Source organism: Marinilactibacillus psychrotolerans (assembly GCF_900101525.1).
GTDB classification, from domain to species: domain Bacteria; phylum Bacillota; class Bacilli; order Lactobacillales; family Carnobacteriaceae_A; genus Marinilactibacillus; species Marinilactibacillus psychrotolerans.
The window spans coordinates 107,394-129,141 of record NZ_FMZD01000003.1; the positions used below are offsets into that span (position 1 = coordinate 107,394).

Here is a 21,748-nt window from a genome sequence, read left to right on the forward strand (position 1 = left end):
CCCTGCTCTTAAAGACAAATAGTGCTATTTAATTAGAAGCTGGCTTAGATCAGCAAATGTAATCAAAAGATGCTTGATTGATTTAAGCATAGCTAAACGATTATTTTTGATTTTTTCATCATCTGCCATAACCATATTTTCTTCAAAAAAGTTATCAATTGTTGGACTTAATTCCTTTAAGGCTTGATATCTTTTATTTGCATCAATGGTGTGGCTAAATATATTTTTAGTTTGTTTAACAGCAAGATATAAATTCTTTTCAGAATCTTTTTCAAATAGTTCTTCATTAACTAAGATCTCTTCAGATGCTTTGTCGGCTAAATTTGAAACCCGTGTTAGAGCTTCGATAGTTGCTTTATAATCAGCAGTATCTTTATTTTTGTTCAAAGTTAATGCGGCGTCAAAAGTAAAGACAATATCATCCTGGTCTGCTTTTAAAACAGCCTGTCTAATATCAAAAGGAAGCCCTCCTGATTCATTAGAGAGTTGCATCTGCTGATCTATACGGTCCTTAATGAATTGCAGTACCAAATTTTGATTCTGAGCCACACCAGCTTTTAATTCGACATTGATATTTAAAGCTTCTTCTATCTGATTCATTAAATTTTTCAGTGAGAAATGACGACCAGAGTTTTCGATCATTCGCACAATACCCATTGCTTGTCTTCTCAATGCAAAAGGATCATTTGAACCAGTAGGGACTTGACCGATTGCAAAGAACATAATTAAAGTATCTAATTTATCTGCCAAAGATAAGACCGTACCCACTTTTGTGGAAGGAAGTTCACTAGTAGCAGAAGAAGGCAGGTATTGTTCAGAAATAGCATCCCCTACTAATTCTTTTTCTCCTTTTTCTTTAGCTAGTATTGCTCCAATTTTTCCTTGTAATTTAGTGAATTCAATGACTGTGTTTGTTACAAGATCAAATTTAAAAATCTCACTTGCTCTATTAAGTGCATCTTTTTCTTGTTTTGATAAATCAAATTCATTCGCTAAAATTTGTGCTATAACACTAACACGTTCTTGCTTATCGTATAAAGAACCTAACTTTTCGTGAAAAGAGACCCGTTTTAATTTGTCCACGCACGCCTCAATGGAAATCTTCTGATCTTCTTGATAGAAGAATTTCGCATCGGCTAAGCGAGCTGCTAAAACTTTTTCATTGCCTTTTATCACAGTATCAATTTGGTCTTCTGAACCATTACGAACAGCGATAAAATAAGGTAGAAATACTTGTGTATCGTCCTGTTTTCGTACTGGAAAGTATCTCTGATGATCTGCCATCGATACTTCTAGAGCAGCTTCAGGTACTTGAAGATAATCTTCGTTGAATGAGCCAAAGAATACAGTAGGATATTCTACTAAATCAGTAACCTCATTTAATAGTTCTTTGTTATCGAGGGGGACTTTCCATCCTTTCTCTTGACAAAGATCAGTAATCTGATTCACTATCGTAGATTTTCTTTTCTCACGGTCTGCAATTACATTTTGTTTTTCAAGGATATGTTCATATTCTGAAGCATGTGTCAGTTGTACTTCTTTTCCTAAGAAACGATGACCTTGAGTAATCGAACCTGAGTGTACATTGAAAACTTCAAAAGGTACAACCGCCTGATCCAACATAGCAACTATCCAATGTATTGGACGGATAAATCTATAAGAGTGTGTGTGCCACTTCATACTGACTGGGAAATTCATTGAAGTAATACATGCAGTGATTCCAGGTAAAACTTCTACAGCCTTTTTTCCTTTTGTAAATTTTTCTACGAAGATATATTCCACACCTTTGACTTCTTTGAATACAATGTCATCAGTAGATGCTCCTTGCCCTTTAGTAAAGCCAATTGCAGCTTTTGACCAATTCCCTTCAGCATCTTGTGCAATCTTTTTTGCAGGTCCTTTGACCATTTGTACATCATCTGGTTGGACTTCAGCCAGGCCTTCAATCATTAAAGCTAATCTTCTTGGAGTCGAAAATAGTTTAATCGATTCGAAAGATAAGTTCGCTTCATTTAAAAAAGATTCGACATTATTCTTTAATTGTTCAACGGAAGGATCGATGATTTTAGCCGGCATTTCTTCTAAGCCGATTTCTAATAAAAATGTATGGTTCATATTACTTTTCCTCCTTATTAATATACTGTTCTATCCAGGTTTTACTTTCGGCTTCATTTAATAAAGGGAATCCTAATTTGGCACGTTCCAATACGAATGCTTTAGCAATACTTTGAGCCATTTTACGGATACGTCTTAAAAAGTCAGGACGTTCAGTAGCAGAAACAGCTCCTCTTGCATCTAAAAGATTAAATGTGTGGCTACACTTTAATACACAATCGTAAGCTGGATGAGCTAATCCTTTTTCAATTAAAGCATGTGCTTCTGTCTCATAGTCTTTAAAATGGTTGAACAGCATCTCTTGATTACTATAATCGAACGCATAAGCGGACTGTTCATATTCTGGCTGTTTAAAGATTTCTCCGTATTTAACACCAGGTGCCCATTCAATATCATAAACACTTTCAACATTTTGAATGTAAGAAGCCAGTCTTTCAAGTCCATATGTCAACTCACTGGTAACAGCATCTACTTCTAAGCCCCCAACTTGCTGGAAGTAGGTAAACTGTGTAACTTCCATTCCATCTAACCAGACTTCCCAACCAAGTCCCGCACAGCCAAGGGAAGGATTTTCCCAGTTATCTTCTACAAAGCGGATATCATGCTGGAGTGGATCAATACCTAAAATTTCTAAGCTTTTCAAATACAGTTCTTGTATATTGTTGGGAGAAGGTTTCATTACGACTTGAAATTGATGATGCTGGTAAAGACGATTGGGATTTTCTCCATAACGTCCATCAGCTGGTCTCCTTGATGGCTCTACATATGCAGCGTTCCAAGGTTCAGGGCCAATAGCTCTTAAAAACGTATAAGGGCTCATGGTACCTGCGCCTTTTTCAGTATCGTAAGCTTGCATGAGCATACAACCCTGTTCTGACCAGTATTGTTGCAGCGTTAAAATGATTTCTTGAAACGTTTTTGCTTTTTGCATTTTTATTCTCCTTTTTATCTATTGTTTTTCCTTTCAGCTGAATAAATATAAAAACTCGTCCCTATACTGATAGAATCTACCAGTATAGGGACGAGTTTTCTCGCGGTTCCACCCTACTTCTGACATATTATAATTAATATATCAGCACTTTATTCCAACACTCGGGATGCCTTTCGAAACATGATCTCTCTTGGCTTACACTACCCCAAGATCGCTTACCAGATCTAAACATTCCTACTCTTTCCTTCACTGTGTTATTCACTTATTTTTATATCTTACACAATTAAAATGAAGTTTGCAATTAGTTTTCATTAAATGACTATAATTTATGTATCACCCCTAAAATTATGCAGTCTTTTCAACTTTAACTAACTCACCTTTTTTAAATAAGTGTTCAATAATTTTTTCTTTGTCACTTTTATTAAATGAAAGATAAATAACTTCATCATTTGAATTTTTATACCATTTGACATTTACTCTACACTTCAATTTATTTTTCGTTTCATAAATTAACCAATCAGAAGTTCTTTCGATAGGAATTTTTTTACTAATTATACCTTGACGGTTATAGTAAAGATTGCTATCTCCCAGTCCTGATACGTCTACAGATAGGTTTAAAGCAACTAACAGAATCGAAAAACTTATAATTGCAATAATATTTTTTATATTCATAAAAATAAAAATACTCATTGAAATAGTAAATAGATATAAGAATATACGTACATATTTAGAAATATAAGCACGTATAATAATATTCTTCGATTGTTGCCTTTGTATATACACTGCGCCTATTGCTAAAACGGTTAGAATTATTAATAGGTAAAAATCCCTCATCTGTCTCCTCCAAAACTGAAATATAGCTTACAGCATATTCGTAGATGTGCGATTGGCTATGAGATAATAAACCGACTATTTTACACCTCTGCTAGGTTTATTCTTCTGGTCTTTTTAAAATGCCGTCCCACTCATGCATATGATCAATGAATCGTTTGCTCTTTAACTTTAAACCGACTAGTTCTTCATAAAGCATATCGATTACATACCTTATATCTTTCTTTGTCTGATCCGACATGGATATGGATCCTATTTTATCAAAAGAAATAACGGAAAACAAACGTATGAAGTGAATCGCTTTTGGACTTGCATGATAACGTCTTTCGTCTTCAAAATAATGCTTTGGACATAATAATCCATGAAATTTACTAGAATAATCAAATGCACCTTCTGTTTTTCCACAGATTACACAACCACGAAGTTCCGGCATTACTCCAAAGTATCTAAGAAATCTGATTTCTAGAATATTTAAAATAATTTCAGGGTCATCTAATTCATCCATTAGGTTCAGACCTTCTTTTAACTGTATAAACAAATTAAAATCAGGAATCCGATCTTCTAGTGCAGCATCAGCCAATCCACAAGCATAAGTGGCATAGGCATTCTTGAAAATATCTAGTTGGACTTGTGAATAGGGTGCAATATCTTTTGCATCTCTTAAAAAACTCAGACCTTGGTCCCTTATATCTGCGATGTACGTTCCATGAGAGAATGGCTGAATTGCCCGATTTAGTTTATTATTAGGATTTTTTGTACCTCTGACAAAGAACATCATTTTACCATATCGATCAGTGAATAATTTAACCAGAAAATCTCGCTCTCGATGTTTTCTAACAGATATTACGATGCCTTCGACTTCCTCTAGATGAGCCATGAGATTCCTCCAAAAAAAGTAATGGACGTTCTCTTTAAAATAGAAAACGTCCAGAATATTTGCTTTAAGTTTATCCAATCCGTTAAATAAGTTATCTAGTTATTGAATTAGTGATAGAAATAATCTACTTAATAATCTTCATTTTTATAGCCATAGTCTTGCAGATAGGTCTGTTTATCTCGCCAATCATTTTGGACTTTGACCCATGTTTCTAAATATATTTTATCACCAAGCAGTGCTTCAATGTCTTTTCTAGCTCGAGTACCGATTTCTTTCAGCATTTTCCCGCCTTTACCGATAATAATCCCTTTTTGGCTTTTACGCTCTACAATAATCGTAGCATCTACTTTTACCTTATCATATTCATCACGCTGCATTCTTTCGACAACAACTGCAACTGAATGTGGGACTTCTTCTCTAGTCATTTCTAGTACCTTTTCACGAATCAGCTCTGAAACAATAAAATACTCTGGATGATCAGAAACCTGATCTTCAGGGTAATACTGGGGTCCTTCTTCTAAATATCCATTTACGACCTTTAAAAGACGATCCACATTATTTCCTTCAATCGCTGAAATAGGAATAATTTCATCAAAATCATATTGTTTCTGATAATCTTCTATGATTGGCAATAGCTCATCTGGATGTACTTGATCAATCTTATTCAATACTAGAAATACTGGAGTTGAAATATGTGTCAGTTTTTCAATAATAAAGTTATCTCCAGGTCCGCGTTTTTCAGCAACATTTACTAAGAATAAGATAACATCTACTTCGTTGAATGTACTTAATGCGGAATCAACCATAAAATCTCCAAGACGATGTTTCGGTTTATGAATTCCTGGCGTATCGATAAATACAACTTGTTCTTTATCCGTTGTATGAATACCTTGAATTTTATTTCTAGTAGTTTGAGCTTTTTCACTCATAATTGCAATTTTCTGTCCAATAATACGATTCAATAACGTTGATTTACCAACGTTAGGTCTTCCAATAAGTGACACAAAACCAGATTTAAATATTTTTTCTTCTGTCATTCTAAACCATATCCTTTGATGTAAAGGCACCAGGAAGTAACTCTTGTACAGTTGTTTCCTGGTTCTGCCCTTTTCTATTTGTAAGAAGTACTTTCATTTCAGGAGAAAAAAATTCAGCCATAACTTGTCTACAAGCTCCACAAGGAGAAATTGGTCCATCTGTATCTCCTGTTACAACCAAGTATTCGAAGTTTTTTTCGCCTTCTGAGACTGCTTTGAAAATTGCTGTTCTTTCAGCACAGTTTGTAAGTCCAAAAGAAGCATTTTCAATATTGCATCCTGAATAGATCGTCCCGCCCTTTGTTAATAATGATGCGCCCACAGGAAATTTAGAATAAGGGACATATGCTCTGTCGAGCATATCTGTTGCATTTTTTATTAAATTTGTTAATTGTTCATCATTCATAAATGGCCACCTTTCTTAAAAAAACAGCTGGATGATTTTTGGTGCAAAAATAAGTAATCCAGTTACTACTGCGAATATAGTGGTACTTAATACCGCCCCAGCTGCCATATCTTTTACTTTTTTTGCTAAAGGATGGTACTCCTTTGTTACAAGGTCAACTAAGTTTTCAATTACAGTATTTAGAATCTCCATAACAAAGACTAAAAAAGAAGATAAAACGATCCAGAGCCACTCTGCTATAGATAGTGAAAGAAAAAGACCAAGTAATAAAGCAATCACTCCTGCTAATACATGAGTACGCATATTTCTCTCTTCTTGGAAGGTTGTTTTAACTCCTTCAAAGGCATAACGAAAAGAATCGCTATAGTGTCTATTTTTTTGTGGCAGCTGATTTTTATCGCTCAAGTCCATACTCCTTCAAGATTCTTTCTTGCAATGCAAACATCTCTTTTTCATCCGTTTCCGTCATATGATCATACCCATTAAGATGCAACAGGCCGTGGACAACGAGGAAACCAAGTTCACGTTCAAAGGAATGTCCATATTCTTCTGCTTGTTCTACGGTTTTATCAATTGAAATAAAAAGATCACCTAACACCCGGGGTAAATCAATCTCGACTTCATCTGAGTTTAACCAGTCATCTTCCGTTTCATCTTCCATTGCGAAGCTAATAACATCTGTTGCATAATCTTTATTACGATACGTTTTATTGATTTCTTGAATTCTGTTATTGTCGACTATCGTGACTGAAATCTCAGCATCTACTTCTAATGATAACCTATCAGCAGCAAATTCTAAGATATCATGAATGAGCTGACTAGCTGATTTTTTTAATTGATTTGTTTCATCATATAATATAATTTCCATTATTTTTTCAAATCCGTTTCTTTTTCATAAGCTTTAATGACTTTAGCTACAAGAGGGTGTCTAATTACATCCTCTGCTTCAAAGTGTACATGTCCAATTCCGGGAATTCCCATTAGTACTCTTTCAGCATGAATTAAGCCACTCGTAGTACCTGCAGGCAAATCAATTTGAGTTTTATCTCCATTAATAATCATTTTTGATCCAAAACCGAGTCTTGTCAGAAACATTTTCATTTGAGGAACAGTGGTGTTTTGAGCTTCATCTAAAATAACAAAAGCATCATCCAAAGTTCTTCCTCTCATATAAGCAAGAGGTGCTACTTCAATTACCTCTCTCTCCATTAAACGATTGGTATGTTCTGTTCCAAATATATTATAAAGAGCGTCATAAAGAGGACGAAGATAAGGATCAACTTTTTCTTTGAGATCACCTGGTAAAAAACCTAATTTTTCCCCAGCTTCTACTGCTGGTCTAGTCAAAATAATTCTTTTGACATCGCCTTTTCTCATAGCAGCGACAGCTAAAGCAACGGCTACATATGTCTTGCCTGTTCCGGCAGGACCAATCCCTAAAACAATATCATTATTTTTAACGGAGTGAACATAGTTTCTTTGGCCAACATTTTTAATTCGTATTGGACGTCCATCTCTATCTTTACCGATTTCTTCTTCATACATTTTTAAAAACTGGGAAAGTTTTCCTTGTTGCGCCATACGAATAGCAGATAAAATGTCAGAGCGCTTAATCCTATTGCCTTTATTAATCAGATGCTCCAACTCACTTAAAATACCATCAGCTTGTTCGACGGCTTGGGATTCACCAAGAATTTCAATTTGGCTACCGCGGCTATTAATGGATACAGATAACTCTTCTTCCAGCAATTTAAGATGATTGTTTTGGGGACCGAATAAAGCAATAGCTTTTTCTGAATTATCAAAGATACGAATTTTTTTTTGTGCATTGTCAGTCAAACAAATGCCAACTCCTTTGAGAGGTTTAGTTAATTTTTTTATACTTCTTTCAAATAATAGCATAAAAAGTGAATAATCTCTATAATTACTAGCATAATAGCGAGATGTAACTTTTAAGTTTTATTAAAGAATTACCAGAAGTTATATTGATTTTCAGCCTACAATTAAAAAAATATCAAAAAAAGAGGCAGTGAGATCTATGATCTCAACTCCCTCTAATCTTTATTTACTTAATTCTTGTTTTACAATTGAGCTAACAAGACTACCGTCTGCTTTTCCTTTAACTTTAGGCAAGACAGCGCCCATTACTTTCCCCATATCTTTCATAGAGTCAGCACCTGTCTCTTCAACTGTATCACGAACAATTCTCACTATTTCTTGTTCAGATAATTGCTCAGGAAGATATTGATCAACAATTGAAAGTTCTTTTTCAAGTTTTTCAACTAGATCTTTACGATCTGCATCTTTAAACTCATTAAGAGATTCGATTCTTTGCTTTTTTTCACGAGCAAGCACCGTTAACTCTTCATCTTCAGTTAATTCGTCTCCTTTGTTGATTTGTTCATTTTGCAAAGCAGACTTTAACATACGAATCGTAATAAGACTTTCGCGATCTTTAGCTTTCATTGCAACTTTCATATCTTGATTAAGTTCCTCTAACACTGTCAAATAGTTCACCTTCTTTAAAGAAAAGTGGTATTATACTTTCTTCAAAAGCGAAACATAAATTAAAATTTCTTGTTTTTACGTTTTCTAGCTTCCTCAGATTTCTTTTTACGTTTAACACTTGGCTTTTCATAGTATTCACGTTTACGGGCTTCTTTTAAAGTGCCAGTTTTAGAAACGGAACGTTTGAAGCGACGAAGAGCATCATCAAGACTCTCACCTTTCTTGATATCTGTTTTAGTCATCGTTCTTCCCCTCCCCTCGTACGTTCAGGGAGTTCCATTTGTTTAATAAAATAATTGCTCACAATTGGTCTTCCCTATCAATAAATGATGTAACTGATTTCATATACATAGTTGATGTATATAACAGTTCTTGCTCATTATATACAACAAGCAATTTTACGTCAACCGTTTAGAGGAGAAAAAATAATTTTTTTATAAAATCTACTCACTTTTTCTAATTAGTGTACTTCATTTCTTGAACTAACTTGCCATACAATTGTCACAGATACCAAAAATTTCGAATCTGTGTGCGGTAACTTTACAACCCGGTAATTGATCAGAAAACATATCAAGAGGGCAGTTTTTCAAGGGTAAGGTTCTACCGCAGTTTGTACAGATAAAATGATGGTGGTGATGACCATGCAGCTCACAACTGAACCGAAATAGTTTCTCTCCATTTAATTCGGTTTCTTCTACTATTGCTAGATTCACAAAAGTGTTCAAGTTTCGATAGATTGTATCGGGGCTGATTCCAGGAAATAAAGACTTTAGATTGTCTTGTACTTCTTTTGCGGTCATATATTTGTCATGATTAAATAGCAATTCTAATATTTTTTGGCGTTTTCCAGTTGTTTTATAGCCTTTACTTTTTAAAGTCGTAACAGCTTGATCAAAAGCAGACAAAAGATCGCTTCCTTTTAAATAGTTTAGTCTATAGTAGCTGAAATTTATAAAAATATCAAGAAACCCTTGAGACTTCACTAAATACTGACTGTCCTGTATAATGATTTTGTATTCTAGAAAGGATGGAATTTAATGAGTGATCACCCAGAATTAGCCATATATGTCTTATCTGACTCAGTAGGAGGAACGGCTAGCAATATTAGTAGCGCAGCGTTGTCACAATTTCCTAAGCTAGAATGTAATTTTAAAATATTTTCATTCATTAGGGAAGAAAATCAACTCATGAGTATCTTGAAGAAAGCTCAGGAAGTTAATGCGATTATTTTGCATACTTTTGTAAGTAAAACACTGATTCATACGATTCATCATTTTTGTAACAAAAATGATTTAACCTGTTTTGATATTTTAAATCCAATTATGCGAGAAATTAGTGAAAGGACTAATTTAGAACCACAATTTAAGCCCGGTGCTATGCATAAATTAGATGAAAACTATTTTGATCGTATTGGAGCTATGGAATTTGCTGTTAATTATGATGATGGAAAAGATCCAAAAGGTTTTTTAGAAGCAGATATCGTTATACTAGGAATCTCACGAACCTCTAAAACACCTTTAAGTATCTATCTGGCCAATCAAAATTATAAAGTAGCGAATCTTCCGCTCATGCCTGAATCTGAAATACCTAGCGAACTATGGAGCGTAGATCCTAAAAAAATTGTTGGACTGACAAATGATGAAAGTATTTTATCGAATATACGTAAGGAGAGAATGATTTCTTACGGAATGAATCCAGATACGCCTTATTCAAGTACTGAGCGCATTCAAAAAGAAATTAGGTATGCAGAGAAGTTGTACAACAAACTTGGCTGTCAGATCATTAATGTAGCAAATAAGTCTATTGAGGAAACTGCAGCGATCATTGTTAGTTCATTTCAAGCCCATTAACTGCGCTCTTTAATAATACTATTAAAAAACACAGGACCCCTTTATAAGGATTCTGTGTTTTTTAAAAAGTATGATTATTTAATTTTTTTTACGTTTAATTTTACCATCCCAATCAGCATAACCGCCTTTTAGAACATATAAATTCTGATAGCCTTGTTTTTTTAATATAATTGCTGATCTTGCACTCAAGGTTTTCTTTTCGTCGTATAAATAGATTGGTTGATCTTTACGAAGTTCATTCGCTCTTTGTTTCATTTGTAAATAAGGAATATTTCTGGCTCCTAAAATATGCCCAGCATCAAAATCATCTTTCCCCCTAACATCAACAACTTGTGCTTTGCGCATATTCTCTTTGAATTCTTCTTTAGAAACAATAGTAGCAGCGTTCTTTCTTCTGAAATATTGTATAAGTTCCCAAATCGCCCATCCAATAATTCCGATCCATAAAATTATAGTAAATACTGTCCATCCGTTCAATTCTATTCTTCCTCTCTAACTATTCTCATCTACATAGTTTACAGTAGAAAAGCGTTTTTTTCTAGTACTTATTTAGATAGAACCTGATATTAGTGAGTGAACTGAAGCATTCCCTTCTAAATCAATAATATTTTCAAACTGCCAACCATACAATACATATCTTTCGTTTGGAGAAAGTGAGATTGGAGCATTTTCCGGTAATGAAGTGATTGGTTGGAGCTGACTATTTTCAAAATCTAAGACGCATAAAGTAAAAGATCCTAAATTTTGATTTAAATCAGTAGATTTATCAGGTATATTACCTACTATCTTGCCATTCCTGTTACTTTGAGACAGGTAGGGCTCTTGTACTTTTCCACCCATGCTTACTTTGGGAATTGTAATGGTTCCTTTGTGTACTAAAAGAGGGTAATCTTTCATTAAGTGTACCTCATGATCATTAATGTCTGATGGTAAAAAAGATATAATGGTATCTTGATTAAGGTAAAACCCAATTGTTTCAGTGCTGATTCGATCAGTAGATTCCGCTGTCCTAATGTCACCTATAAAAAGTTGATCTGTTAATTCATCTATATACAAATATAGATTAGATGAATACCATTTTGGTTCTACACTTTGAATAGGCAGTTCTTGAAAGCTATCATTTTCAAGATTCCACACAATCACCTTAGGCTGTTCAGCTGATGTATTTTGGTTTACTTGGTAATAAGATAAAAATAATAAATGAGTTTCTACAGGATTCCAATTGACCGTTAGATAACCATTGTAATCTATTTGTTTACGGTTTAATTCATCACCTGATAAATTCACGATAACTAGTTCTGCCAATTGGTCAGATCCCTCTTGAATGACTATTTTATCTAATTGATTATTGAGATTAACAGTTAAAATATGACTCTTTGTTGTATATAGTACTGTACGTTCGCCTGTTTTAATATTTAATTGAATCAGCTGTTGACCATTCTGGTCACCCAGATGAACAAGCAACTCTTCATTATCAAGCCAGCCTACTACTTTTTGCAAAGTTTCTTTTGACTGATCAATTTTTATAAACTTGGATTCGTTATTAGACTCTTGATTAGGAAGATCATCTTTAGACCGTGATTCAGAGTCAGAACAAGCAAGTAAAAAAAAGAAACCAAAAAGCATGAGAAATAGACTAATTAAAGTTAGCTTATTTCTCGAATGCATTCTGATCACCCTCTTATCCAATAGATTAACTCTATATTAACATAAGAGAAGTTTTTAAATCATCTATCATGACTCAGAGAATGAGTCGTTAAGCACTAGATAACTAGCACCAATTACCCCAGCATCATTTCCTAGTTCGGCAATTTTGATCTTAGTATTATTATAAATCGGCGGGAAAGCATACTTTACAAACTTTTCTCTAATCTTATCAGCTAAAAATTCTCCAGCTTTGGATACTCCACCACCAATAACAATTGTAGAAGGATTTAACATGTTTGAGATATTACCACAAGCAAGAGCTAAATAATCACAAACTTTATCCACTACTCTAAGTGCGAAAACGTCGCCCTCTTTAGCTGCATCGAAGACACTTTTAGCGTCCACGCTATCTCCATTATCTATACTTTCTTTAAGTAAAGAAAGCCCTGCAAATTCTTCTGCCATTGTTCTCGCTAATCTGACAACACCCGTAGCGCTGGCAACTGTTTCGAGACATCCTTGATTACCGCATGTACAATCGAATCCATGTGGCTCAATAACAATATGTCCAATCTCTCCAGCAGCACCAGAAGAACCACGAACCAGTTCTCCATTTATAATAATTCCGCCACCTACACCAGTTCCTAATGTTATAAAGACTACATTTGGCTCATTGTTACCAGCGCCCATCCATTGTTCTCCTAACGCTGCCACGTTTGCGTCATTATCAATAAAGAAAGGAATTCCAGTCCCTTCTTCAATGAGTTTCTTGACGAATTGAGTTGTTTTCCAATTTAAGTTGTAAGCACCGATGACCGTTCCGTCAATATGACTCACATTTCCAGGGGAACCCATCCCAATACCTAAAAAATCTTCTTTTTGCATATTATATAAATCTAAATGATGGTTGATAGACTCTATAATTGCTGGAACAATTTTTGTTCCTTTTTCTGTAATATCTGTTTCGAGACTCCATTTAGTTTGAATGTGACCTTCAATATTTAGGATTGCAAATTTGATGGTCGTTCCTCCTAAATCGATTCCTATTAATTTTTTTTCAAGCATATTTCACCCTCCAATTTTTAGTTGAAATAAAGCATTGTAGTGGTACGCCATCCGATTATCAAGATTATACTAAGCAGAATCGTATATATAACTCCATACTTCGCCTGTATTTTGACACCGCTAATCCAAGAATTTGGGGCTGACAGTGTATACATAATCAAATAGCCTCCCACTAAACCACCTACATGGCCGGCCATGTCTATTCCATTACTGAAAAGACCAACTACTAGATTAATGATGATCAACAATAAGAAGCTTTTAGACATTTCTTTAACCTGATAGTTATTTGGAAAAAATTTAGGTAAGACAAGTGTCGCTCCAAAAAGACCAAATAGTGCTGTACTAGCACCTGCTGAAATTGATTGATTGAATGCAAAACTTGCAGCATTTCCCGCTATAGCACTAAGCATGTATAGTAAAAAATATCTCCAATGTCCAATAATCGCTTCGACTTGTATCCCTAAAAAGTAAATAATTATACCATTTAAAAGAATGTGTTCAATACCTATATGTAAAAATACAGGGGTAATCAGACGCCACCATTCTCCAAGCACGATCAGTTCATTTACTTTGGCTCCTAACTCATATAGAACGAAAGGATTTTGGCTGCCTCCCCTAAGCGTTTGCAAGAGAAACATAAATACAGTTAAGCCTAATAATCCGTAAGTAACAAAAGGCTTTCTCTGCCAGCGTCTCATTTTCATTTTGGTTTGAGGACTCATTTATAATCCTTCCTTTTTTATACAATTTATATTTAGTATATCATAAATTTTATCATCTAAATGATTAAAATTAATCGCTAACAAAAAACTTTGAAACCAAATATATAAACTGGTTTCAAAGTTTCTTTCAAACTTTCCTTATTCCATATTTCCATCTAAATCTTTTTTGAATGCTTTAGCAGCTTTTAAATTTGCTGCAGCCTTATCATTATCATTGTTGGTTTCAGTTTTTTCATTGTCCTGCTCAATTGAGGATTTATCAAGCGAATCTGTTAAACTAGTTGTTTCACCGGTTCCTTCGATGGAAACGACATGTGAAGATTGTAAATAGATTACTTCCCCAGATTTTAATTCAAATTCATGAAAAAAGTGACTAGCTTCCTTGTTAGAATTCGACAATATTTTATGCAATTCTTCCGGGGGGATTTGTATCATAAAAAGTTCCCCATTTATCATACTAACTTTAGACATTCTACTCATTCTACTCATCCTTTCAAATGTATTTTATTAAATTCATCATATAGGAATAAAGTAAGATAATGAAACTATATGCCTAATCAACTAGTAAATATCTAGTTTAACGCCCCATCAATTTTTGGGCCATTTCTTCATACGTCATATCACTGTTAATCTCATAGCTGCCAGGACGTACTAAAGGTGCATATTTTTTATCCTCTAAAAATTTATCAAATTCATGACGATCTTTGATAATTTTTTCTGATTCTAACTGTTGAGCAGCTACACTACTCGGTTCACCTTCTCCGATTGTTACAGTAGTTTTAATCACTGGTGTTTCTTCTGGTTCTTTATCATCCTTATTCTGATCTGTCTCATCTTTTGTATTGTCGGATGCTTCTTCTTTATCATCAGCTTCTTTTGCTTCGTCAGCTGGTTGTTCAGTTTCTTTTGGCTGTTCTACCTCTTTTGTAGCCTGAGCAACTTCAAGCTTAGCAACTTTATCTTCTAAATAAGTAATCTCAGTTTCTAGTTCTTCTACGTTCCCCGTTTGTCCCTCTGCAGAATGGTTTCCGGGTAGAAATAAAGAAGTTAGTACAATGATAATAGCGGAAACAAAGAATCCTAAAGATAGAATCCTTATATTTTTTTTTGACATAATTTTATTCCTTTCATAGATAGCTTGGTGACTATCTTTGTCTATTTTCTATGAATGTATTCCTTCAGAAATATAGGCATCTATTGTGTGTTGAACGGATGCTTCAGATACATGTAAATGTTCTGAAATTTCCTTAGCAGAAAAACCTTGTGTAAATAATGTTAAAATATGTGTTTGCGTGATATTCGTTACACGGTCAGGAAAGGTTTCTTCTGGTTTTTCAATCTTTAGTTCATTTTCTAGATTCTGTATTCTTTTATTTAATCCATAAATTATTTGGACTAAATTTAATGATACATCTTCTAATTCCTTATAAGTGCGATCCTTTTCTTCTTTTTTAAAAAAAGAGTAGATCATCAATATTGCAGATATCCCAAATAGGACACCTGTTATTATCCATAATTCCATATATTTGTTCCTCCTCTTATTATTAGCCCTATAAATTTTACCATACTCAATAAAAAACAGGAAGGTCCATGATAAGTTTCATCAGACAGAAGAAAAAATTACGAAATAATTTTTAGAGAGGCTATTTCATTCTATAAAAATTTAGGTTATATAATAAAAAAGATGGTAATTTTTCTCTAAACGTGTTATCCTAGTCAAGGCGAAAGACTAGACACCTGTGTTTGGTCTTAATACTGGAAAGATTTGGAGGGACTATCATGCGAGTTAACGTAACTTTAGAATGTACAGAATGCAAAGAACGTAACTATTTAACTTCTAAAAACAAACGTAATAATGCAGAACGTTTGGAAGTTAAAAAATATTGCCCTAGAGAGCAAAAAGTAACTTTGCACCGCGAAACTAAATAATTATCTATTAAAGCCGAAAGTTGATCTTTTGGCTTTTTAATATACAAAAAGCACGAGAATTCGATTTGAATTCTCGTGCTTTTCTGCAGTTATTCTGCATCTTCTGAAGAATTTTGTGCTTCTTGCAATTCTTCAACCGTTTCTGTATTATTTTTTTGTTTTTCATCGAATTCGCCAGTTTTAAAGTAAGCATCCATCATCCTTCTTGCTGCTGCCAAATTTTCTTTATTGGAACGTTGTGAACTGCTGGCAGGAAGATAAGGAACCACTACGGCTACAGCTATTTCTGGATCATCAAATGGTGCATAGCCTACATAAGTTAGATTAACGAGTTCATCTGGATAATTCCTTTTTTCTTCTTCGTTATACTTAGAAGCTTGGGCTGTACCGGTTTTACCGGCTGCATCATATGGAGCATCTGCAAAAAACGCTCTAGCTGTTCCTTGATCTCCATGTACAGCTTGATGAAAACCGGTCTGGACTCGTTCCATGGCATCTTTAGAAACAGGAACGGTATTTAATACTTTCGTTTCGATTTCTGTTGATAATGCACCTATTTCTCCTGTTTTAGAATCAGTTCCTCTGATTTCAGATACTAGTCTAGGTGCTACTCGTACTCCATCATTAGCAATAGTCGATACGTATTGTAATAACTGCAAAGGTGTATACAGATCGAATTGGCCAAAAGCTTCAAACAAAGAGTTCCCTGGTTGAGAAGGTGGATTGAGCAATCCGGTAGATTCAAACGGAAGATCTATTCCAGTGTTTGTTCCTAGACCAAACATAGCATAATACTCACGCTGTTTTTTTATTAAAGCATTATAATCGAACGGTAATGATTGATTTGGAGTATAATCCCAGACTCCACCCATTCTCATAGCCAATCGAGCCATATAAACGTTTGATGAGCGCTCCAGTGCAGTAATATCATTCATCTGGATTGCTCCATTTCTGTTAAATATGGATGAAATATCCTTTGATCCTTGAAACTGCAATTTTTTATCCAGTATTTTATTGTTACTTGAATCTAAAACGCCATCCATATAGGCAGATAAAACAGTTGCGCCTTTTATAGAAGATCCCATAGTGAAAACTTGACTAAAGTTTCCCAAAGCATCATCCACAATCTCGCCATTTTCATCAACTTTTTGACCAGTCAAACCTAAAATGTCCCCGGTTTTAGGGTCCATAGCAGCCATATAGATTCGATCGCTCATGCCTTCTCTTTTTGCTAGTGAATCTTTTGCAATTTGTTCAACCGTTGCTTGGTATTCAATATCAGAACTTAGAATCAGATTATCCCCTTTACTACCAGAATATTTTTCAATCTGATTGATAATCTCTCCATTCTTGTCCGTTTCTGTTTCAATACTAGACTTGGTTCCTCTTAAAACAGATTCATATTGTTGTTCTAGATAACTACGCCCTACTCGATCATTTCTCGAATAGCCCATTGCAAGATATTTACTGACTTTTTCACTAGGTATTCCTTGAGATTCAGTTGTTACACTTCCTAAAATACTTTTCAACATGTTTCCTTGCGGATACGTTCTTACCCAGTCAGTACCTGTGCCAATTCCTGGAAGAGAATCAAGATTTTCACTTACTTTAGCAATCTCTTCTTGAGAAACATCTTGGTTTTTAATGTTAACAGTACTTAATGAATAAGAAGCATTCATACTCTTAAAAATAGCAGTAGCAACTTTTTCCTGCTTAGAAAAATCAGAAATATCTTCATCAGCAACCTTTTCCAACATGGCTTGATAAGATTCTGACCCAGATAACTTCATTTCTTCTTTAGAAAGTCTGTTATTAATTTCATCTTGATTCATTGCTATATAAAAATCCTGCATATCTCTAATTGTAATATCAGAGCTGTCTGGATTATCAAAAGGAGAAACGCTAGGCATTGTGATATAATCAGCTAAATTTAAAGCAATCTCAGCCATTGTTGCTGCAGTAGTATTTTTACCACGAGTGTAGGTGATCGTATTTCTAGCTTCATTTCCTACTAATTTTTTCAAATTCGCATCGTACATTTCCCCTCTTGGCACACTTCCAGTAATCGTAGTACGTTCTGTCCGTTCAACCTCTGCACGGTATTCGTCTGCTCTGACAATCTGTAAATATCCTAATCGTAATATTAAAGCAGAAAATAACATAAATACAATGAAAAATAATAGGTTTAAGCGAAATGGAATATGAGATTTTTTTTTCTCATTTGTCTTTTTAACAGGTTTTCTCAAAATAATGCCTCCAAGTAGTTCTCTTGTAAAAGTTATATCATATTTTTTTAAAAGTTAATGATTAAATAGACTTAGCTTAGTTTACCAAATAGATAGGAGAATTTCTATATGATAAAAGGTAAATTTGTGTGAAGATTACTTATTATCGTTAGTTGTCAGATCTGAAGCATGTATATACCAAAGGATTTAAAATTAGCGAAAAAAAACCAGGTACTCTTTAAGTACCTGGTAGAGAAGTTTATTTCAATTATTTAGCTGCTTTGTATCTTTTAGCAACTTCATCCCAATTTACTACATTCCAGAAAGCTGAAATATATTCAGGGCGTTTGTTTTGATAGTTCAAATAGTAAGCATGTTCCCAAACGTCTAGTCCTAAAAGGGGCGTTTTTCCTAATGAAAGAGGCGAATCTTGGTTTAATGTATCAATCACTTCTAATTTTCCATCAGTAACAACTAACCAAGCCCATCCAGAACCAAACCGTCCAGCACCAGTAGCACTGAATTTTTCCTTGAATTCATCAAAGCTTCCAAATGTTTCATCGATTGCAGCAGCTAATTCTCCAGAAGGTTTCCCACCACCATTAGGTGATAAAATTTCCCAGAACAAACTGTGATTTGCATGTCCGCCACCATTATTTTGAACTGCTGTTTTAATATCTTCCGGTACAGAATCAAGTTTTTGCATCAATTCATTGATACTTAATTGAGCAAGTTCTGGATGATTTTCTAGAGCAGCGTTCACTTTAGTCACGTAAGCAGCATGGTGCTTATCGTGGTGGATACGCATAGTCTCCTCATCGATATGTGGTGCTAATGCATCATAAGCATAAGGTAATTCAGGTAAAGTATAAGCCATAATGAACATTCCTCCTATTATTTTTTCTTACACTCATTATTCTAACATTGAAGACAATATTATCAAAGTGGATTGAAGAAATTTATTCAATTTTTAGACACACTTTACTTATTTTTGATTAGTTAGAATATGAATTAATACCAATAATACTACTTTTAGATTGATATTTTTCCTATTTTTAAACAGCGCAATTCTTTTCCGAACTATCGTTGTTATTTAAGTAATAAGAATGTAAAATAAGGAAGAACAATTTTATCGAATCTATTATATAAAGGAAGATACCTATTGATTTATTATTTAAAACAAGCATTTATTCGTCCTAAAGATATATATAAAGCTAAAGGAATGAAAAAAAGACATTTAGCTGCTATTGTGGCTTTATTAGTTTTCGTTGTCACATTATTAAATATGATACAAATTCTGCCGACAGTTAATTCAATTGAATCAGATGGTAAGGAAATTGCTAACGATTTACCTGAGTTTTCTGTGACTGACGGAAAGCTTCAAGCAGAGGGAGCTGAATCCTATATTCATCAAACGAATACCTTTCTATTCTTTTTTGATCCAGAAAATGAAACGAACAGCAATGAAATTGATGATAATTTAGACCGGTTGAAAGTACCTATTGGTATTGGTTTGTTTGAAAAGGAACTTTATTTGAATCTTTCAGGGTTCGAAATGGAAACCCCGTACTCTCAAATAGAAGATTTCAATAACGAGACCATTCGAACAATTTTCAATGAAATTGGGAACTTTTCAATAATTTCTTATTTGATTAGTTTTGGAATCCTATATATAGGATTAGGGTTATTCACATTGTTTGATCTCTTATTTATTGTCTTATTTGGTAATTTATTTTCAAGAATATTGAGATCTAATTTAAGGTTTAGAGAAAATATGAGAATTGCCATTTTATCAGCTCTTCTACCTACTCTTTTAGTAGAGTTGGCATCTGTATTTAATGTATTATCACTTTATACATTTGAGCTTAAAATTATATTATCCTTGTTTTTCTTATATTTGACCATTAAAGAAATGAAAAAAAATACACAAGCTGATTAGCTACTTCATACAAATAAAAAGACAACCTGTCATTTTTTAACAGGTTGTCTTTTTTTATTATCTTTTCTTTAATTTTCTAGCTTTTTTTCTTTTTTCTTCTTTTTTACGTTCGATTTTTCGTTTATAAGCAGGCTTCACATTTTTCTTTGCTTTTTTTCTCATACCATGAATTTCAGAGTCAAACGCTTCTTTATTATTCTGATCTTTACGCTGTTCTCTACGATTACGGTCGTGAGTATCGGTTACCTCATCTTGCTTAATTTCTTTAGGCTGGAAGCTGATTCCCATACCTTCAAGTGTCTCAATTTCTTTTTCTTCTCCAGGAGAATATAAAGTAACAGCAATGCCATCCATTCCATTACGACCAGTTCTGCCAACTCTGTGAATAAAGAAGTCTAGTTCATGAGGTATTTCCGCATTGATAACATGAGAAACTCCTTTAATATCAATCCCTCTTGCTGCAAGATCGGAGGCTACCACATATTGATAGTCTAGATTCTGAATCTGTCTCATGACGCGTCTACGTTCTCGAGAAGAGATTCCTCCGTGCACTACGGCTACGTCAAGACCTCTATCTCTAAGACCCTTAGCTATTTCGTCAACTCTATCTTTAGTATTAGCAAAAACTAGAGCAAGATAAGGTTGTCCAAGCGTCAGAAGTTGATGAATAACGTCAACACGTTTCTTTCCTTTAGTAGAAATTAACCAATTTTCAACATTATCAGAAATAACCTGCTGGTTTTCAATGACAATATTTATTGGATTTTTCATATATTTCTTTAAGAAAGGTTGCAAGCTTTGGGGAATCGTAGCCGAAAAGATGAGCATCTGCCCATTTTCCGGTAATCTAGCAGCCATTTGGTCTACCTCTTCCAAGAATCCCATATCTAGAGTCATATCAGCTTCATCTACAACCATATAGTTCGCTGTGTGGATTAATAAAACATTTTGTTTTACTAGGTCATTCATCCGACCAGGTGTACCAATGGCCACATGAGGTTGTTTTTGAGCTAATTTGTCTATTTGTCTTTGTTTGTCGGTACCACCAATAAATTGCTGAACAATTATTTCTTCTTCTGAATGCTTAGCTAATTGACTAGCTGCCTGGAATAATTGATCAGATAGTTCTCTACTTGGAGCGGTGATTACAATTTGAACGTGTTCTCTGCTGGGATCAATTTGATTAAATAAAGGAAGTAAAAACGCATGAGTTTTACCTGACCCAGTTTGTGACTGGCCTATAATGTCTCTTCCTTTTTTGATTTCAGGAATTACTTTCTTTTGAATCTCTGTGGGTTCTCGAAAACCTATTTTATTTATTGCTTCAATAAGGTATGGTTTCAAATTATATTGTTCAAATGGGTGTGTCATTTTCTCGCCTCTTTCTTTAACTCATAATATTGTACCAAAGCTAAACCTTTCAATCTATATTTATGCTATCTTTCTCATTAATTATCCTTATTCTAGGCACAATTTATAGAAATTGAATAAGCTGAATCTATAAATTATTTCAGAACCTTGATTTTAACATGATTTAAATATCTGATAAACAGATTTAAAGCAGTTTTTTTATGATAAACTTTGATCGTCTACAATCAAAATGACAGAACCTCAACAATTCAGTTGCTTGAATGGCTAACAAAAAGTAAAATAGTATATAGTAATC

General features: G+C 34.1%; 25 protein-coding genes. 3 read left to right on the forward strand and 22 right to left on the reverse strand.

Annotated elements, in window-relative coordinates:
• Positions 1–24: 24 nt before the first annotated feature.
• From glyS to BLT22_RS02490, 12 genes are all read right to left on the reverse strand, one after another.
• Positions 25–2,115: a glycine--tRNA ligase subunit beta gene (gene glyS / locus BLT22_RS02435; RefSeq protein ID WP_087059560.1), complete on the reverse strand. Its 2,091-nt coding sequence runs from the start codon at positions 2,113–2,115 to the stop codon at positions 25–27.
• A gap of 1 nt (position 2,116) precedes the next feature.
• The gene (gene glyQ / locus BLT22_RS02440; RefSeq protein WP_087059562.1) at positions 2,117–3,046 is read right to left on the reverse strand and encodes a glycine--tRNA ligase subunit alpha; all 930 of its coding nucleotides are present in this window, start codon (positions 3,044–3,046) and stop codon (positions 2,117–2,119) included.
• Between the two features lie 345 nt (positions 3,047–3,391).
• Complete coding sequence (locus BLT22_RS02445; RefSeq protein WP_087059564.1) at positions 3,392–3,880, reverse strand: hypothetical protein; 489 nt, start codon at positions 3,878–3,880, stop codon at positions 3,392–3,394.
• A gap of 97 nt (positions 3,881–3,977) precedes the next feature.
• A complete protein-coding gene (gene recO, locus BLT22_RS02450; protein ID WP_087059565.1) occupies positions 3,978–4,754 on the reverse strand; it encodes a DNA repair protein RecO in 777 nt (258 codons plus the stop codon).
• Positions 4,755–4,882: 128 nt separating this feature from the next.
• On the reverse strand, positions 4,883–5,791 hold the full coding sequence (gene era / locus BLT22_RS02455; protein WP_091760298.1) for a GTPase Era: 909 nt from the start codon (positions 5,789–5,791) through the stop codon (positions 4,883–4,885).
• Position 5,792: 1 nt separating this feature from the next.
• The gene (locus BLT22_RS02460) at positions 5,793–6,197 is read right to left on the reverse strand and encodes a cytidine deaminase (RefSeq protein WP_087059569.1); all 405 of its coding nucleotides are present in this window, start codon (positions 6,195–6,197) and stop codon (positions 5,793–5,795) included.
• A gap of 15 nt (positions 6,198–6,212) precedes the next feature.
• Positions 6,213–6,608 carry a diacylglycerol kinase family protein gene (locus tag BLT22_RS02465; RefSeq protein ID WP_087059571.1) on the reverse strand — a complete coding sequence of 132 codons (396 nt, stop codon included), beginning with the start codon at positions 6,606–6,608 and terminating at the stop codon, positions 6,213–6,215.
• Positions 6,592–7,065 (reverse strand): rRNA maturation RNase YbeY, encoded by a 474-nt coding sequence (gene ybeY, locus BLT22_RS02470; protein WP_087059573.1) that lies wholly within the window; start codon positions 7,063–7,065, stop codon positions 6,592–6,594. The genes BLT22_RS02465 and ybeY overlap by 17 nt, the downstream gene beginning before the upstream one ends.
• A complete protein-coding gene (locus tag BLT22_RS02475) occupies positions 7,065–8,036 on the reverse strand; it encodes a PhoH family protein (RefSeq protein ID WP_236048772.1) in 972 nt (323 codons plus the stop codon). The genes ybeY and BLT22_RS02475 overlap by 1 nt, the downstream gene beginning before the upstream one ends.
• Before the next feature lie 222 nt (positions 8,037–8,258).
• Complete coding sequence (locus BLT22_RS02480) at positions 8,259–8,705, reverse strand: GatB/YqeY domain-containing protein (protein WP_087059577.1); 447 nt, start codon at positions 8,703–8,705, stop codon at positions 8,259–8,261.
• Between the two features lie 59 nt (positions 8,706–8,764).
• Positions 8,765–8,947, reverse strand: a complete 183-nt coding sequence (rpsU, locus tag BLT22_RS02485) for a 30S ribosomal protein S21 (RefSeq protein WP_072694955.1) — start codon at positions 8,945–8,947, stop codon at positions 8,765–8,767.
• A 240-nt stretch (positions 8,948–9,187) separates the two neighbouring features.
• Entirely contained in the window at positions 9,188–9,610 is a 423-nt protein-coding gene (locus BLT22_RS02490) for a Fur family transcriptional regulator (RefSeq protein ID WP_087059580.1), read from the reverse strand.
• Positions 9,611–9,742: 132 nt separating this feature from the next.
• Between BLT22_RS02490 and BLT22_RS02495 the strand changes: the two genes are divergently transcribed.
• Positions 9,743–10,555, forward strand: a complete 813-nt coding sequence (locus tag BLT22_RS02495) for a pyruvate, water dikinase regulatory protein (RefSeq protein ID WP_087059582.1) — start codon at positions 9,743–9,745, stop codon at positions 10,553–10,555.
• Positions 10,556–10,633: 78 nt separating this feature from the next.
• On the opposite strand, the gene BLT22_RS02500 is transcribed toward BLT22_RS02495, so the two are convergent.
• The 7 genes from BLT22_RS02500 to BLT22_RS02530 all read right to left on the reverse strand — a co-directional run bounded on the left by BLT22_RS02500 (position 10,634) and on the right by BLT22_RS02530 (position 15,511).
• On the reverse strand, positions 10,634–11,032 hold the full coding sequence (locus tag BLT22_RS02500; RefSeq protein WP_226910105.1) for a rhodanese-like domain-containing protein: 399 nt from the start codon (positions 11,030–11,032) through the stop codon (positions 10,634–10,636).
• Between the two features lie 72 nt (positions 11,033–11,104).
• Positions 11,105–12,223 carry a YqgU-like beta propeller domain-containing protein gene (locus BLT22_RS02505; protein ID WP_091760302.1) on the reverse strand — a complete coding sequence of 373 codons (1,119 nt, stop codon included), beginning with the start codon at positions 12,221–12,223 and terminating at the stop codon, positions 11,105–11,107.
• 66 nt (positions 12,224–12,289) lie between these two features.
• On the reverse strand, positions 12,290–13,267 hold the full coding sequence (locus BLT22_RS02510; RefSeq protein ID WP_091760305.1) for an ROK family glucokinase: 978 nt from the start codon (positions 13,265–13,267) through the stop codon (positions 12,290–12,292).
• A 17-nt stretch (positions 13,268–13,284) separates the two neighbouring features.
• Positions 13,285–13,989, reverse strand: coding sequence for a rhomboid family intramembrane serine protease (locus BLT22_RS02515; protein WP_226910104.1), 705 nt, complete (start codon positions 13,987–13,989; stop codon positions 13,285–13,287).
• A 138-nt stretch (positions 13,990–14,127) separates the two neighbouring features.
• A complete protein-coding gene (locus BLT22_RS02520; RefSeq protein ID WP_087059590.1) occupies positions 14,128–14,469 on the reverse strand; it encodes a hypothetical protein in 342 nt (113 codons plus the stop codon).
• 97 nt (positions 14,470–14,566) lie between these two features.
• Positions 14,567–15,103 (reverse strand): hypothetical protein, encoded by a 537-nt coding sequence (locus tag BLT22_RS02525; protein WP_087059592.1) that lies wholly within the window; start codon positions 15,101–15,103, stop codon positions 14,567–14,569.
• Between the two features lie 48 nt (positions 15,104–15,151).
• Positions 15,152–15,511 (reverse strand): helix-turn-helix domain-containing protein, encoded by a 360-nt coding sequence (locus BLT22_RS02530; protein ID WP_091760308.1) that lies wholly within the window; start codon positions 15,509–15,511, stop codon positions 15,152–15,154.
• A gap of 257 nt (positions 15,512–15,768) precedes the next feature.
• On the opposite strand from BLT22_RS02530, the gene rpmG reads away from it, so the two are divergent.
• The gene (gene rpmG, locus BLT22_RS02535; RefSeq protein WP_080146533.1) at positions 15,769–15,918 is read left to right on the forward strand and encodes a 50S ribosomal protein L33; all 150 of its coding nucleotides are present in this window, start codon (positions 15,769–15,771) and stop codon (positions 15,916–15,918) included.
• An 89-nt stretch (positions 15,919–16,007) separates the two neighbouring features.
• Here rpmG and BLT22_RS02540 read toward each other — a convergent pair whose 3' ends face one another.
• Complete coding sequence (locus BLT22_RS02540) at positions 16,008–18,164, reverse strand: peptidoglycan D,D-transpeptidase FtsI family protein (protein ID WP_218127227.1); 2,157 nt, start codon at positions 18,162–18,164, stop codon at positions 16,008–16,010.
• Positions 18,165–18,411: 247 nt separating this feature from the next.
• Positions 18,412–19,020 (reverse strand): superoxide dismutase, encoded by a 609-nt coding sequence (locus tag BLT22_RS02545; protein ID WP_091760311.1) that lies wholly within the window; start codon positions 19,018–19,020, stop codon positions 18,412–18,414.
• A 285-nt stretch (positions 19,021–19,305) separates the two neighbouring features.
• On the opposite strand from BLT22_RS02545, the gene BLT22_RS02550 reads away from it, so the two are divergent.
• Positions 19,306–20,082, forward strand: coding sequence for a DUF1189 domain-containing protein (locus BLT22_RS02550; RefSeq protein ID WP_176935287.1), 777 nt, complete (start codon positions 19,306–19,308; stop codon positions 20,080–20,082).
• Positions 20,083–20,139: 57 nt separating this feature from the next.
• Here BLT22_RS02550 and BLT22_RS02555 read toward each other — a convergent pair whose 3' ends face one another.
• The gene (locus BLT22_RS02555) at positions 20,140–21,453 is read right to left on the reverse strand and encodes a DEAD/DEAH box helicase (protein WP_087059600.1); all 1,314 of its coding nucleotides are present in this window, start codon (positions 21,451–21,453) and stop codon (positions 20,140–20,142) included.
• Positions 21,454–21,748 lie beyond the last annotated feature (295 nt).

Excerpts from the sequence above, each read along its gene's own strand:
- glyS (WP_087059560.1), bottom strand. The coding sequence starts at position 2,115 with ATGAACCATACATTTTTATTAGAAATCGGCTTAGAAGAAATGCCGGCT.
- glyQ (WP_087059562.1), bottom strand. The coding sequence starts at position 3,046 with ATGCAAAAAGCAAAAACGTTTCAAGAAATCATTTTAACGCTGCAACAA.
- BLT22_RS02445 (WP_087059564.1), bottom strand. The coding sequence starts at position 3,880 with ATGAGGGATTTTTACCTATTAATAATTCTAACCGTTTTAGCAATAGGC.
- recO (WP_087059565.1), bottom strand. The coding sequence starts at position 4,754 with ATGGCTCATCTAGAGGAAGTCGAAGGCATCGTAATATCTGTTAGAAAA.
- era (WP_091760298.1), bottom strand. The coding sequence starts at position 5,791 with ATGACAGAAGAAAAAATATTTAAATCTGGTTTTGTGTCACTTATTGGA.
- BLT22_RS02460 (WP_087059569.1), bottom strand. The coding sequence starts at position 6,197 with ATGAATGATGAACAATTAACAAATTTAATAAAAAATGCAACAGATATG.
- BLT22_RS02465 (WP_087059571.1), bottom strand. The coding sequence starts at position 6,608 with ATGGACTTGAGCGATAAAAATCAGCTGCCACAAAAAAATAGACACTAT.
- ybeY (WP_087059573.1), bottom strand. The coding sequence starts at position 7,065 with ATGGAAATTATATTATATGATGAAACAAATCAATTAAAAAAATCAGCT.
- rpsU (WP_072694955.1), bottom strand. The coding sequence starts at position 8,947 with ATGACTAAAACAGATATCAAGAAAGGTGAGAGTCTTGATGATGCTCTT.
- BLT22_RS02495 (WP_087059582.1), top strand. The coding sequence starts at position 9,743 with ATGAGTGATCACCCAGAATTAGCCATATATGTCTTATCTGACTCAGTA.
- BLT22_RS02505 (WP_091760302.1), bottom strand. The coding sequence starts at position 12,223 with ATGCATTCGAGAAATAAGCTAACTTTAATTAGTCTATTTCTCATGCTT.
- BLT22_RS02510 (WP_091760305.1), bottom strand. The coding sequence starts at position 13,267 with ATGCTTGAAAAAAAATTAATAGGAATCGATTTAGGAGGAACGACCATC.
- BLT22_RS02515 (WP_226910104.1), bottom strand. The coding sequence starts at position 13,989 with ATGAGTCCTCAAACCAAAATGAAAATGAGACGCTGGCAGAGAAAGCCT.
- BLT22_RS02520 (WP_087059590.1), bottom strand. The coding sequence starts at position 14,469 with ATGAGTAGAATGTCTAAAGTTAGTATGATAAATGGGGAACTTTTTATG.
- BLT22_RS02525 (WP_087059592.1), bottom strand. The coding sequence starts at position 15,103 with ATGTCAAAAAAAAATATAAGGATTCTATCTTTAGGATTCTTTGTTTCC.
- BLT22_RS02530 (WP_091760308.1), bottom strand. The coding sequence starts at position 15,511 with ATGGAATTATGGATAATAACAGGTGTCCTATTTGGGATATCTGCAATA.
- rpmG (WP_080146533.1), top strand. The coding sequence starts at position 15,769 with ATGCGAGTTAACGTAACTTTAGAATGTACAGAATGCAAAGAACGTAAC.
- BLT22_RS02545 (WP_091760311.1), bottom strand. The coding sequence starts at position 19,020 with ATGGCTTATACTTTACCTGAATTACCTTATGCTTATGATGCATTAGCA.
- BLT22_RS02555 (WP_087059600.1), bottom strand. The coding sequence starts at position 21,453 with ATGACACACCCATTTGAACAATATAATTTGAAACCATACCTTATTGAA.